Genomic DNA, 13,393 nt, shown 5'->3' on the forward strand with positions numbered 1-13,393 from the left:
CAACCTCCGAGAGGTCGGCGGGGGCGGGGAATCCGCGGGCACGTGGCGGGGTTGAGTCATCTAGGCACGGCCGTCCGCCGCCCTGCGGAATCCGTAGCGCGCTCGGGCCGCGATTTCACCCGGGAGGCAGAACACGCACGGCAGGTGGGCGGCCCCCAGTTCGAACCCTTACGATCCTCTGTTGTGTCCAAACTGACCGACGTGCCCAAACGGATCCTGATCGGGCGCGCACTGCGCAGCGACCGGCTGGGGGAGACCCTGCTGCCGAAGCGCATCGCACTTCCCGTCTTCGCATCCGACCCGCTGTCCTCCGTGGCGTACGCGCCCGGAGAGGTACTGCTGGTGCTGTCCATCGCGGGCGTGTCGGCGTACCACTTCAGCCCGTGGATCGCGGTCGCGGTGGTCGTGCTGATGTTCACGGTGGTGGCCTCCTACCGCCAGAACGTGCACGCCTACCCGAGCGGCGGCGGCGACTACGAGGTCGCGACGACCAACCTCGGCGCCAAGGCGGGGCTGACGGTGGCCAGTGCGCTGCTGGTCGACTACGTGATGACCGTCGCCGTGTCGATCTCCTCCGGCATCGAGAACCTCGGCTCCGCGGTCCCGTTCGTCGTCCAGCACAAGGTGCTGTGCGCGGTCGCGGTGATCGTGCTGCTGACGTTGATGAACCTGCGCGGCGTGAGGGAGTCGGGCACGCTGTTCGCGATCCCGACGTACGTGTTCGTCGCGGGCGTGTTCATCATGATCCTGTGGGGCGCGTTCCGCGGCCTGGTCCTCGGCGACACGATGCGGGCGCCGACGGCGGACTACCACATCAAGGCCGAGCACCAGGGGCTCGCCGGGTTCGCGCTGGTCTTCCTGCTCCTGCGCGCCTTCTCCTCCGGCTGTGCCGCGCTCACCGGTGTCGAGGCCATCTCCAACGGCGTCCCGGCCTTCCGCAAGCCCAAGTCCAAGAACGCGGCGACCACGCTGGCGATGATGGGCCTGCTGGCCGTGACCATGTTCTGCGGCATCATCGCGCTGGCGATGACGACCAAGGTCCGCATGGCCGAGAACCCGGCCACCGACCTGCTGCACGGCGGCGTCCCGGTGGGCTCCGGCTATGTGCAGAACCCGGTGATCTCCCAGGTCGCCGAGGCCGTCTTCGGCAAGGGCAGCTTCCTGTTCGTGGTCCTCGCCGCGGCCACCGCCCTCGTGCTGTTCCTCGCGGCGAACACCGCGTACAACGGCTTCCCGCTGCTCGGCTCGATCCTCGCCCAGGACCGCTACCTGCCGCGCCAGCTGCACACCCGCGGCGACCGCCTCGCCTTCTCCAACGGCATCGTGCTGCTCGCGGGCGCCGCGACGTTGCTGACCGTGGTCTACGGCGCCGACTCCACCCGGCTGATCCAGCTGTACATCGTCGGCGTGTTCGTGTCCTTCACCCTCAGCCAGACCGGCATGGTCCGGCACTGGAACCGCCACCTGGCCACCGAGCGGGACCAGGCCAAGCGGCGCCACATGATCCGCTCGCGGGCGATCAACGCCTTCGGCGCCTGCCTGACCGGCCTGGTGCTGGTCGTCGTGCTGCTCACCAAGTTCACCCACGGCGCCTGGGTGGCCCTGCTCGGTATGTGCATCTTCTACGCGACGATGACGGCGATCAGGAAGCACTACGACCGCGTCTCCGAGGAGATCGCCGCCCCCGAGGGTCCGAGCGAGGACACCGTCCGCCCCTCCCGGGTGCACTCCGTCGTCCTCGTCTCCAAGATCCACCGCCCCACCCTGCGCGCGCTGGCCTACGCCAAGCTGATGCGCTCGGACACCCTGGAGGCGGTCACCGTCAGCGTCGATCCCGCGGAGACCAAGGCGCTGCGCGAGGAGTGGGAGCGGCGCGGCATCGACGTACCGCTGAAGGTGCTCGACTCGCCCTACCGCGAGGTGACCCGCCCGGTCATCGAGTACGTCAAGAGCCTGCGCAGCCAGTCCCCGCGCGACGCCGTCTCGGTGATCATCCCCGAGTACGTCGTCGGCCACTGGTACGAACACCTGCTGCACAACCAGAGCGCGCTGCGCCTGAAGGGCCGGCTGCTGTTCACGCCCGGCGTCATGGTCACCTCGGTGCCCTACCAGCTGGCCTCCTCCGAGGCGGCCCGCGACCGGGCCCGCCGCCGCCAGGAGTGGAGCGCGCCGGGCGCGGTCCGGCGCGGCCCCGCCCAGGTCCGGCCGAAGGAGACGTCGACACCGAAGTCCTGACCCGCACCTTTGGCCTTGGCTTCGGCCCGGGGCCCTCGTGGTGAACGGCCGGACGACACCCACGTAGACTGGTGGGCTGTTGTCCGGCCTTCGCCCGTCCCCGACGTCGACTCGTTCGTCTCGTCGTTCCTCTCGTCTTGATCTGGAGTAGACCCACCATGCAGGCAGAACCCAAGAAGTCGCTGGTGGGCCAGGAGTACGAGGTCGAGATCGGCCCCGTCGCCCACGGCGGCCACTGCATCGCCCGCACCGCCGAAGGACAGGTGCTGTTCGTACGGCACGCGCTGCCCGGCGAGCGGGTCGTGGCCCGGGTCACGGAGGGCGAGGAGGGCGCCCGCTTCCTGCGCGCGGACGCCGTACGGATCCTCCAGGCGTCCAAGGACCGCGTCGAGGCCCCCTGCCCGTACGCCGGCCCCGGCCGCTGCGGCGGCTGCGACTGGCAGCACGCCAAGCCCGGCGCCCAGCGCCGGCTGAAGGGCGAGGTGATCGCCGAGCAGCTGAAGCGGCTCGCGGGCCTCACGCCCGAGGAGGCCGGCTGGGACGGCACGGTGATGCCCGCCGAGGGCGACAAGCTGCCCGCGGGCGAGGTCCCCCAGTGGCGCACGCGCGTGCAGTACGCGGTCGACCCGGCCACCGGGAAGGCGGGCCTGCGCCGGCACCGCTCCCACGAGGTGGAGCCGATCGACCACTGCATGATCGCCGCGCAGGGCGTCAGCGAACTGGGCATCGAGCGGCGCGAGTGGACCGGCATGGAAGCGGTGGAGGCCATCGCGGCCACCGGCTCCCAGGACCGCCAGGTCGTCCTGACCCCGCGCCCGGGCGCCCGCCTGCCGCTGGTGGAACTGGACCGGCCGGTCTCCGTGCTCCGCGTCGACGAGAAGACCGGCGGAATCCACCGCGTCCACGGCCGCCCCTTCGTCCGCGAGCGCGCCGACGGCCGCACCCACCGCGTCGGCGCCGGCGGCTTCTGGCAGGTCCACCCGAAGGCCGCCGACACCCTGGTCACCGCGGTCATGCAGGGCCTGCTGCCCCGCAAGGGCGACATGGCCCTGGACCTGTACTGCGGCGTCGGCCTCTTCGCCGGCGCACTGGCCGACCGGGTCGGCGACAAGGGCGCCGTCCTCGGCATCGAGTCCGGCAAGCGCGCGGTGGAGGACGCCCGGCACAACCTCGCCGACTTCCCCCGCGTCCGCATCGAGCAGGGCAAGGTCGAGTCCGTCCTGCCGCGCACCGGCATCACCGAGGTCGACCTCGTCGTCCTCGACCCGCCCCGCGCCGGCGCCGGCCGCTCCACGGTGGCCCACCTGTCCACCCTGGGCGCCCGCCGCATCGCCTACGTCGCCTGCGACCCCGCCGCCCTGGCCCGCGACCTGGCGTACTTCCGCGAGGGCGGCTACCGGGTGCGGACGCTGCGGGCGTTCGATCTGTTTCCGATGACGCATCACGTGGAGTGCGTGGCGATCCTCGAACCGGCCGCGAAGGGCTCCTGACCTGCGGTAGCCCTTTCCGGCCCCTTTCCGGCCTGCTCTCGGCCAGTTGCTTCATGCATCGGCCACGTTTGTCACAGGCGTGTCCCGGCGAGAGCTGCGGCGCAACTGGACCCGCGAGGCATCTGTCTTGATGAGCAGAAGGCCGGCCCCCCAGGAGCCGGCCCGCTCCGAGGGGGATCGTGATGCACGTTCGGAAGTTCTCGATGCTCGCCGTTGCCGGTGTGGCCGTCGGCCTGTCGCTGACGGCCTGCAGCGGCAGTGGCTCGGACAGTGCCTCGTCCTCCTCCAGTGCCTCCAGCTCCTCCAGTGCCTCCGGCTCCGTCAGCGCCTCCGGCTCCGTCGGTTCGTCCGGCGACTCCGCGGCCGGCACTCAGTCCGGCACGTCGGCCGCCAAGAGCGGCCAGGGCTCGGCCGGCACCACGGCGTCGGGCGCCGCGAAGAAGTCCGGCGTGAGCTGCACCAACCAGATCGACTATGCCGGTGACCCCCGGTCGAACGCCGAGATCAACTCCATCGGCGAGCAGACGGGCCACTGCCCCGCCCCGGAGAAGGGCAGCAAGCCGTCCGGCACGCCGAAGAAGCCGGGCGTGAGCTGCACCAACCAGATCGACTATGCCGGTGACCCCCGGTCCAATGCCGAGATCAACTCCATCGGCGAGCAGACGGGCCACTGCCCCGCCCCGGAGAAGGGCAGCAAGCCGTCCGGCACGCCGAAGAAGCCGGGCGTGAGCTGCACCAACCAGATCGACTACGCAGGCGACTCCCGGTCCAATGCCGAGATCAACTCCATCGGCGAGCAGACCGGCTACTGCCCGCCGGTCCAGCACTAGGCCGCGTATCGAAAGTGAATCGTGAGCGATCGCCGATCCGGCAGACCACCGCGAGCGTGACCCGGTCGAGTGCGGGATCGACCGGCTCAAGAGGCGCCGCGCTGTCGCCACGCGATACGACAAGCTCGCGGTCCCGGGTCGAGCAGGTCGGAGCCGATCGAGCAGGCGTTGACCCCGGCGACGTCGGGCAGTGGGCCGATGCCGACCGGTAGAGCGTCCAGTCGCCGCCGCGCTGCGGCGCGAACAGGCGCACCGCGCGCCCGTTCGGCCAGGAGCGGGGCGCGTCGGGGCTGCGGTCACCCGGGTGCGGGCCGGCGCCGTCCCAGGCGGGGCTGAGCGGGCCGCACGGTAGGTGATCCCCAGGCCGGACATCGCATTCGGGCACGACTTCGCGCCCGCAGCGCGCCGGCAGCCACAGGAGCCGCTGAGATAGCCGCTCCTGCGCACGCCCGGGCTTGAATGTGCCGGTCGACGCGACGGGAGGGTGTCCTGGGAGAGCTGGTCAGAAGTGTGTGGCGATCCCGAATGCCTGACGGAGCCGGGCCATGTCGCGACGGTCGTGATCAGCCGGTTCGTAGCCCTGGTGGAAGTAGACCTGCTGCTCCGGTGACAGGCACGGGACGGTGGACCCCAGGATCGTGCCGGTGACGAAGCACGAGGCGGGATAGACGAACGGGTGCTCAGGGTCGGGTGACGCCTGCACCGCGGATCCGTCCGCGGCGAAAGTCAGAGGGTGGAGATCGATCTCCCGGCCACAGGGATCGGTGAGGACGAACCGCACGGGGCGCCAGTCGGGGGTCTGGACGAACCCGGCACCCGCGAGGGCCGCCACGACAGCCGGTTCCTGGCTCTTGCGGTGCATCAGGTCCAGGTCGCGGTGCCGGCGGGTTTGCCGACCGACCAGGGCATCGATGCCCCAGCCACCGCCGATCCAGATGTCGGCGCCCGCATTCCGCCGCACGGCAAGGATCGACAATACGTCGTCAGCCGTCATCACACCGCGCAGGCTAGCGTTGATCGTTCGAGCGGGCGAGTCCGCGCGGGGCGAGTCCCGCTCTACGAGGTTCGGCCTCCCCGGCCACGAGAGCTTCCAGACCACCCAGCGCTCCGCCCGCCTTCAACCCGACGCCCACGAGGCCGTCCTCGGGCTGCGCTACGCTCTGCCGCGAACGAAGGGAGACGCAGCCACGTGCCGCTGTCAGAGGAACGTCCGTTCGTCGGTAACCACTGTGAGTCGACCACCCTCGTGAATCTGTTGCGGCAGTGGGACATCGACTTGTCGGAGGCGTTCGTTTTCGGGCTCGCCGGTGGGTTGTCCTTCATCTACTGGCGGACGAAGCAGATGCCGACACCGTTCGTCGGCGGTCGTATCAAACCCGACGCGCTGTCCGAGAATCTCGCGGACGCACTGAACCTGCACCTGTCGGGGCACGAGACGTCCTCGGCCAGGCGGGCGCGGGAGCATCTGCTGGCAGAGCTCGACTCCGGAAACGTCGTCGGCCTCAAACTCGACCGTTACCTGCTCGACTACTCGACCGACGACTTCCGGTTCGCGGCGCACTATGTCGCCTGCGTCGGACACGACGACGACCGCTTCGCCCTGGTGGAAACCAAGCCGCTCGGCCTGCAATGGGCTTCCGCCGCATCTCTCGCCTGCGCGCGCGACCCCCGGGGTCCGATGAGTTCGCGCAACCGTGCCTTCACCCTGCAACCCCGGAAGGGCGGCCTTCCCGATCTCGGGGAAGCCGCCCGCAAGGGCATCAGGGCGGCGGCGCAGCAATTCCTGAATCCGCCGATCTCCAACTTCGGCTTCAAGGGAATGCACAAGGTCGCCGACCTGATGCCGCGGTGGCTCGACGACCTCGACTCGCCCGCGGACAGCCTGTCCGAGATGTCCACGCTCATGGAGGACGCCGGAACCGGCGGGGGCCTGTTCCGCACGATGTGGGCGGAGTTCCTCGCGGAGACGGCCGACCTCACCGGGACCGGCGAGTTCCAGGAGATCTCGGACGCGTACCGCGGGGTGTCGCAGAAGTGGACCGACGTGGCCGGGCTCGTGCGCGAGGCCGGAGCCACCTCGTCGCGGGCATGCCTCCGGAGCGCGTCGACGATGGTGCACGAGGCCGCGGAGGAGGAGCAGCACCTGATGCGACGTCTCCTGGAACTGACGAGCTGAGCGGCTGACGCCGGCGTTCTTCCGGCGCGGCGTCCCGCGTCGCCCGCGCACCGGCCGTGGACGTGGACGACGCGTTTCTCGGTCCGGGTGGGTTGCTCGACCTGGTGACGCTCGGATGACGCTCGACAAAGCGGAGGTCTCTGCCGCACTCCGCAGTGGCGGTGCGAGCGACCCTCCCGGTCCCTGTTGCCGGCGAAATTTCTGACGTCATTCGGAAAGTCGGCCAGGCGGAGCCGCCGCGGACAGGGCCGACCGGGCCTCACGTCGTCCGCCAGATCGCTCCCTCCCGCCGCTGAAGGGCGGTGCTCCTCGCTGCCCGAGGCTGTGACCTCGGTCGTTCGGCCGATGCGGGCTGCGAAAGCTTTCGAGATCAAACTCGATTCTTGCGCGGGGAGTTGACGTCGTCCACTGGGTTCCTATCATTCAAACTTGCTCGATAACTCGACCTTTGTTCGATATCTCGAACAGCGCTTGAGGTCGTTCCATCGTGCAGCAGGGCATCTCCGGGTGTGTTCCGAACGCCGAGCCGCAAGGAGTCCATCGCACCCGCGGTCCCGCATGTCATGTACCTGTCATTAAGCGCTGTCGGAATCACCTACTCAGGGTTGGTGAAGTCTCCATGCACAGAGGAAGTTTCCGCCGCGGGCGTGTGTCCGCGGTGCTCGCCGCCGCGGTCGCGGCCCTGGCCGCGGTGGCGGCGATGCTCGTCGCCACCCCGGCTCAGGCGGCCACCAGCGGCGCCTTGCGCGGTGTCGGTTCGAACCGGTGTCTCGACGTGCCGGGCGCCGTCCAGAGCGACGGCACCTCACTGCAGATCTACGACTGCTGGAACGGGACCAACCAGCAGTGGACGTGGACGGACCGCAACGAGCTGACCGTGTACGGCACCAAGTGCCTGGACGTCCCGGGCCATGCCACCGCCTCCGGTACCCGCGTGCAGATCTGGACCTGTTCCGGCGGTGCGAACCAGCAGTGGCGGGTGAACTCCGACGGCACGGTCGTCGGTGTGGAGTCCGGGCTGTGCCTGGAGACGGCGGGCGCCGGTACGGCCAACGGCACGGCGGTGCAGATCGGGACGTGCAACGGCGGCAGCAACCAGAAGTGGACCGGCCTGTCCGGGTCGTCGACTCCGCCGGGGGGCGGCACGTGTTCCCTTCCTTCGACGTACCGGTGGACGTCGACGGGTGCGCTGGCCCAGCCCGCGAACGGCTGGGTGTCGTTGAAGGACTTCACCACCGTGACGTACAACGGCAAGCACCTGGTCTACGCTTCGAACGTGTCGGGGTCGTCGTACGGCTCGATGATGTTCCAGCCCTTCACGAACTGGTCGGACATGGCGTCGGCCGGCCAGACCGGCATGAACCAGGCCGCGGTGGCGCCCACGCTGTTCTACTTCGCGCCCAAGAACATCTGGGTGCTGGCGTACCAGTGGGGTGCGTCGCCCTTCGTCTACCGCACGTCGAGCGACCCCACCAACCCCAACGGCTGGTCCGCCCCGCAGCCGCTGTTCACCGGAAGCATCTCCGACTCCGGCACCGGCCCGATCGACCAGACCCTGATCGCCGACGGCCAGAACATGTACCTGTTCTTCGCCGGGGACAACGGCAAGATCTACCGGGCGAGCATGCCGATCGGGAACTTCCCCGGCAACTTCGGTTCGTCCTACACGACGGTCATGAGCGACAGCGTGAAGAACCTGTTCGAGGCGCCGCAGGTCTACAAGGTCCAGGGCCAGAACCAGTACCTGATGATCGTCGAGGCCCGGGGTGCGAACGAGCAGCGCTATTTCCGCTCCTTCACCGCCTCCAGCCTCAGCGGTGCGTGGACCCCGCAGGCCGCGAGTGAGAGCAACCCCTTCGCGGGCAAGGCCAACAGCGGTGCCACCTGGACCGACGACATCAGCCACGGTGACCTGGTCCGCACCAACCCCGACCAGACCATGACCATCGACCCCTGCAACCTGCAGTTCCTCTACCAGGGCAAGTCGCCCACCGCGAGCGGCCCCTACGACCAACTGCCGTGGCGGCCGGGCGTCCTCACCCTGCAGCGCTGACCTCCTGGGTGACGGTCAACGTGACGGGGCGGGCCTCGGAGGTGTGCTGCGCGAGCGGTTCACGGCGTGGGTCGTTCCCCCGATGACCGGCGCCCACCGCCCGGAGGAACCCCGGTCGTGCGGCGGCCGGGGTTCCTTTCGTCCGGAGCGGGCGCCGGGCCGCACGGTCCTGCTCCCGAGCCCGGACGACGATCGCCGCATCACACCGCCCGCCGACCGGCGCACCGCCCATCGGCCGGTCAGGCCTCGGCGGCCAGGCTGCGGTCGCGGGTCTCGGGCAGCAGCAGCACGCAGCACAGCGAGATCGCACCGAGCACGCTGAGGTACCAGCCGACCGTGGCCGACCCGAACGACGACTGCAGCCGGGTGGCGACGAGCGGCGTGACGGCACCGCCGAGCACACCGCCCAGGTTGTAGGCGATGCTCGCACCGGAGTAGCGCACCGTGGTGTGGAACAGCTCCGGCAGATAGGCGCCCATGGGCCCGTAGATGAGACCCATGCAGAAGAGCGCGCCGCCCAGGGCCAGCGTGACGAGCACGGACGTACCGGTGTCCATCAGGGGGAACAGCACGAACCCCCAGACCACGGCCGCGGCGGCGCCCAGCAGGACCAGCTTGCGCCGCCCGCCGGTGTCCGAGCGGGTCGCGGAGAGCCAGGTGCCGAGCGCGAGGAAGAGCACCGCGCACAGCGAGACGACCAGCATGGTGGTGCGCCCGATGCCCAGGGGGCCGGTGGCGTACGACAGGCAGTACGTCGTGGCGGTGTAGAAGAGTCCGTACGCCGCCGTCATGCCGCCCGCGCCCAGCAGCAGCTCCTTCGGGTGACGCCGCAGCACCTGCACGAAGGGCGCGCGGCTGGCCTCGTTCTTCGCCATGACGTCGGCGAAGACGGGCGTCTCGCTGATCTTGAGGCGGACGAAGAGGCCGACGACCACGAGGATCAGCGAGGCGAGGAACGGTACGCGCCAACCCCAGGAGGCGAAGGAGGCGTCGTCGAGGCTGTCGGACAGGATCAGGAAGATGCCGGTCGCGGCGAAGAAGCCCACGGACGGGCCGAGTTGCGGGAAGGCCGCGTACAGACCGCGCCGTTTCGCGGGCGCGTGCTCCACGGCCAGCAGCGCGGCGCCGCCCCACTCGCCGCCCAGGCCGATCCCCTGGAGGAACCGCAGGACGACCAGGGTGATGGGCGCCCAGACGCCCCAGGTGTCGTAGTCCGGCAGCAGGCCGACCGCGACCGTGGACAGGCCCATCAGGAGCAGCGAGGCGACCAGGACGGACTTGCGGCCGACGCGGTCGCCGAAGTGCCCGAAGATCATCGAACCGAGGGGGCGTGCCACGAAGGCGACGGCATAGGTGGAGAAGGACGCGAGCGTGGCGTTGACCGGCGAAAGCTGGGGGAAGAAGGCGCCGTTGAGGACCAGGGCGGCAGCGGTTCCGTAGATGTAGAAGTCGTAGAACTCGATCGCGGTGCCGATGAAACTGGCGACGGCGATACGCCCCATGGACTCGGTGGACTCCGCGGAGTCGGCTGAGCCGGCGGAGTCGGCGGAGTCGGCCGCACCGGCGGCAACAGCCGCGGCGGCCGGGGGCGTCGGCGGTGACGCCGATGAGCCGTCGTCGCGGGAAGCGGTGCTGCTGCGTTGTGGAGCGAGGAACTCGGGGTCTGCGGGGGAGGGCACGGCAGTCCTGCCTTTCAGGGCGGGGCGAGTGGCGCGGGAGAGGTGCCGTCGAGGGCGTCGGGCAACGGGGCACGGCTCCCTATACTGCGGTACGACTGATTTTGCGATCGGTATGACCACATCTTCAAGGCCCTGGACGATCATCGAATCGGAGAGGGAGGGGCGGAATGGGCGGCACCGGTGAGCGGAACGGCACGAAGAGGGCGGAAGGCATCCGAGAGGACTCCATCACCCAAGGCCTGACGCGGGTGATCCGCGAGATGGAACCGGGCAGCCGCTTGCCCAGTGAACGGCTCCTCGCCGAACAGCTGGGCGTCAGCCGTACGGCGCTGCGGGACCGGCTCCAACTCCTGGAGGCCTTCGGGGCGCTGCGGCGCGTCACCGGCTCGGGCACCTACGTCCAGGCCCTCGACCCCGAGGGGCTCGCCTTCGCGCTGGAGGTGGGGATGCGCGCCAGCGGTCTCGACCTGCCCGCCTTGCACAGCGTGCGGGTCGGTCTGGAGCGGCAGGCGGCGGTCGAGGCGGCCATCAAGGGCGACCCCGTGCTCATCGGCCACATGCGCCGTCAGGTCATGGCGATGGAGCGGGCGCAGGCCGCGGAGGACCTGGACCGCGCGGATGTAGCCTTCCACGAGGCGCTCTTCAACGCCTCGGAGAACCCGGCACTGATCTTCTTCTCCCGCGCACTGGCCGGCGCCCTGCGGCAGTCCCTGCTCGAACGGCGCCGCAAGATGCGGCGGTTGATCCACGACAAGAGCCTGATGGTGCGCACGCACGACGGCATCCACCGCGGCGTGGAGAGCGGAAGCGCGGCCCTGGCCGCAGCGGCCGTGGACGCCCACTTCAGCGCCTTCCACGAAGCGGTGCTCGACCGCGACGAGTGGCCGGCGGACGTGGCCTCAGGGGCGTACCGGGCACGCGACGGCCGGGTCGACGCCGACCGGTAGGGCGGGAACGGCGCGGCCGCCGCCGTCCGCACACCTCCCGGGCCTCGCAGACGAGCGCGACCGGGGCGACCGGGCGACCGGGGCGCAGGGTGACCCGGGCCGTGGTCGTGGCCGGCGTGGGATCATCCGGTCATGAGCAGTGATCTGGAAGTGAGTGCCCTGGCGATCAACGTCACGATTCCGGAGCCGCTTCGCTGGACGGACACCCGGCGCGGTGAGGAGTTCACCCTGACCACGCTCAACGTCCGGCTCCTCCCGGACGGCCACCTCGCCGTCAAGGCCTACGGCCGGCCCGTCGCGGGCGGTCGGGGCGCGTACGTTTCGTTCCCCGTCCCCGACCGGCCCGAACTGGCGGCCCTGGTCTCCGGCGCCGCCGATCGCGCCGGGGCCTTGTGGGCCGCCCACCGCGGCTTGGGCTGAGCCGGAAGCCCTCGGGCCGGCCGCCCCGTCCTGGCCCGGCGGCACCGCCTGGAGGCGTGCCCGGGGCCGATCGCTCTGTCGCCGGGCGCCGTTGCCTGTGATGATGTGCACCAGGGGAGTGACACCGGTGACGTCATGGGGTCCGGGGGGATCGATGAGCAGCACGACGAGTACCACGAGCACGGAGCACACCGCGTCGGCGCTGACCCGGCTGAAGGCCGCGCAGAAGAGCGCGAAGGGCGTGTCGCTGTACTCGCGGTTCGTGAACCGGCCGGCGGGGCGGTATCTCGCCGCGGGGGCCTATCGCCTCGGGCTGACGCCGAACCAGGTCACGGCGATCAGCGCCGTCTTCAGTTTCGCGGCGGTGGCCACGGCCGCGTGCGCCTCGCCCACCTGGGGCACGGGCCTGCTGGTGTGGCTGGGGCTCGCCGTCGGGTTCGCCTTCGACTCCGCCGACGGGCAGCTGGCCCGGCTGCGCGGCGGGGGCAGTGCGGCAGGGGAGTGGCTCGACCATGTGGTCGACTGCGCCAAGATCACCGCGTTGCACACCGCTGTGCTGATCGCCTTTCACCGGCACCCCGGCCACTTCGGCACCGGGGCCGACGGCTGGCTGCTGGTGCCGCTCGGCTTCCAGCTCGCCGCCGTCGTCACCTTCTTCGGCGGGCTGCTCACCGAGCAGCTCAAGCGGAAGGCGGCCCCGGGTGCGGGTGCGGGTGCGGGTGCGGGTGCGAGCGCCGCGCCGTCCACGGTGCGCGCGGTGGCCCTGCTGCCCGTGGACCACGGGGTGTTCTGCCTGGTCTTCCTGCTGCTCGGCGGCGGCAGCGCGTTCCGCTGGGCCTACACCGTGCTCGGTGCCGCCGCCGCGCTGTTCCTCCTGGCCTTCCTCACCAAGTGGTTCCGGGAGCTGTCCGCGCCTCCTCGGTGACCTGCGGGGTGTTCAGCACGTCGATGGCCCGGCGCAGCTGGGTGCTGGAGGTGTGCACCGTGTACGGGAAGTAGACGACGTCCACGCCCACGGTGGCGAAGTCCCGCTCCAGCCGGTCCCCCTTCGGCGTGCCGCGCCAGTCGTCGCCCTTGAACAGCACGTCGAAGCGGACCTGCTTCCACGTCTCCAGCTTGTCCGGCACGGTCTCGACGAACGCGGCGTCCACGTACCGGATGCTGCGGACGATCTCCAGCCGCTCGACCAGCGGGATCATCGGCCGCCTGCCCTTGGCGCGTTCGGCCATCTCGTCCGAGACCACGCCCGCCACCAGGTAGTCGCACTGGGCGCGTGCGTGGCGCAGGATGTTCAAGTGCCCGATGTGGAAAAGGTCGTAGGCGCCCGGTGCGTAGCCCACCCGGTACGGTCTGCTCGATGCCGACGGCACGGATACCCCCCTTGGTTCGATGACGTCCCCCTGCGGGCACCCGGTGCCGGATGCCCCGCGCGCACCCCGCTCACCGTTCACCGAAGAGCGCGCGAACTTTGACCATAGCGTTCATGTCCGGTGCAGGAAGGGTGAACAAACGGGGTGCTTCCTGGTTCACTGGTGTGCAGCGCGTGGCACCGGGGGGTCCTGT

Annotated in this window: 11 protein-coding genes and 1 pseudogene; 9 read left to right on the top strand and 3 right to left on the bottom strand. The window is 70.3% G+C overall.

Translation table 11 applies throughout. The features are described 5' to 3' along the window. The first annotated feature begins 183 nt into the window (after window positions 1-183). The 4 genes and pseudogenes from GV126_RS24950 to GV126_RS37880 all read left to right on the top strand — a co-directional run. Complete coding sequence (locus GV126_RS24950) at window positions 184-2,235, top strand: APC family permease (protein WP_159670815.1); 2,052 nt, start codon at window positions 184-186, stop codon at window positions 2,233-2,235. A gap of 158 nt (window positions 2,236-2,393) precedes the next feature. Continuing rightward, window positions 2,394-3,725, top strand: a complete 1,332-nt coding sequence (locus GV126_RS24955) for a class I SAM-dependent RNA methyltransferase (RefSeq protein ID WP_159670818.1) — start codon at window positions 2,394-2,396, stop codon at window positions 3,723-3,725. Window positions 3,726-3,907: 182 nt separating this feature from the next. Further along, entirely contained in the window at window positions 3,908-4,555 is a 648-nt protein-coding gene (locus GV126_RS24960; RefSeq protein WP_185948196.1) for a hypothetical protein, read from the top strand. Window positions 4,556-4,589: 34 nt separating this feature from the next. Then, a pseudogene (locus GV126_RS37880) lies at window positions 4,590-4,727 on the top strand (transposase family protein); the annotation flags it as partial. Between the two features lie 330 nt (window positions 4,728-5,057). Here GV126_RS37880 and GV126_RS24965 read toward each other — a convergent pair. Further along, window positions 5,058-5,549, bottom strand: a complete 492-nt coding sequence (locus GV126_RS24965) for a nucleotidyltransferase domain-containing protein (RefSeq protein ID WP_201299945.1) — start codon at window positions 5,547-5,549, stop codon at window positions 5,058-5,060. Between the two features lie 195 nt (window positions 5,550-5,744). Between GV126_RS24965 and GV126_RS24970 the strand changes: the two genes are divergently transcribed. Both GV126_RS24970 and GV126_RS24975 read left to right on the top strand, forming a co-directional pair. Next, complete coding sequence (locus GV126_RS24970) at window positions 5,745-6,731, top strand: BtrH N-terminal domain-containing protein (protein WP_159670824.1); 987 nt, start codon at window positions 5,745-5,747, stop codon at window positions 6,729-6,731. A gap of 619 nt (window positions 6,732-7,350) precedes the next feature. Further along, entirely contained in the window at window positions 7,351-8,784 is a 1,434-nt protein-coding gene (locus tag GV126_RS24975; RefSeq protein WP_159670827.1) for a non-reducing end alpha-L-arabinofuranosidase family hydrolase, read from the top strand. 239 nt (window positions 8,785-9,023) lie between these two features. Here GV126_RS24975 and GV126_RS24980 read toward each other — a convergent pair whose 3' ends face one another. Continuing rightward, on the bottom strand, window positions 9,024-10,286 hold the full coding sequence (locus GV126_RS24980; protein WP_159670830.1) for an MFS transporter: 1,263 nt from the start codon (window positions 10,284-10,286) through the stop codon (window positions 9,024-9,026). Window positions 10,287-10,630: 344 nt separating this feature from the next. Between GV126_RS24980 and GV126_RS24985 the strand changes: the two genes are divergently transcribed. The 3 genes from GV126_RS24985 (at window position 10,631) to GV126_RS24995 (ending at window position 12,755) form a co-directional block, all read left to right on the top strand. After that, window positions 10,631-11,410, top strand: coding sequence for a FadR/GntR family transcriptional regulator (locus GV126_RS24985; protein ID WP_159670833.1), 780 nt, complete (start codon window positions 10,631-10,633; stop codon window positions 11,408-11,410). A 132-nt stretch (window positions 11,411-11,542) separates the two neighbouring features. Then, window positions 11,543-11,830: a hypothetical protein gene (locus GV126_RS24990; protein ID WP_159670836.1), complete on the top strand. Its 288-nt coding sequence runs from the start codon at window positions 11,543-11,545 to the stop codon at window positions 11,828-11,830. Window positions 11,831-11,984: 154 nt separating this feature from the next. Beyond that, complete coding sequence (locus GV126_RS24995; RefSeq protein ID WP_159670838.1) at window positions 11,985-12,755, top strand: CDP-alcohol phosphatidyltransferase family protein; 771 nt, start codon at window positions 11,985-11,987, stop codon at window positions 12,753-12,755. On the opposite strand, the gene GV126_RS25000 is transcribed toward GV126_RS24995, so the two are convergent. Further along, entirely contained in the window at window positions 12,715-13,200 is a 486-nt protein-coding gene (locus tag GV126_RS25000) for an FAD synthase family protein (RefSeq protein WP_028424316.1), read from the bottom strand. The two genes, GV126_RS24995 and GV126_RS25000, sit on opposite strands and share 41 nt — an antisense overlap. Between the last annotated feature and the right edge of the window lie 193 nt (window positions 13,201-13,393).

Origin of the sequence: Streptomyces mexicanus, from assembly GCF_902506575.1 — a bacterium.
GTDB lineage: Bacteria > Actinomycetota > Actinomycetes > Streptomycetales > Streptomycetaceae > Streptomyces > Streptomyces mexicanus.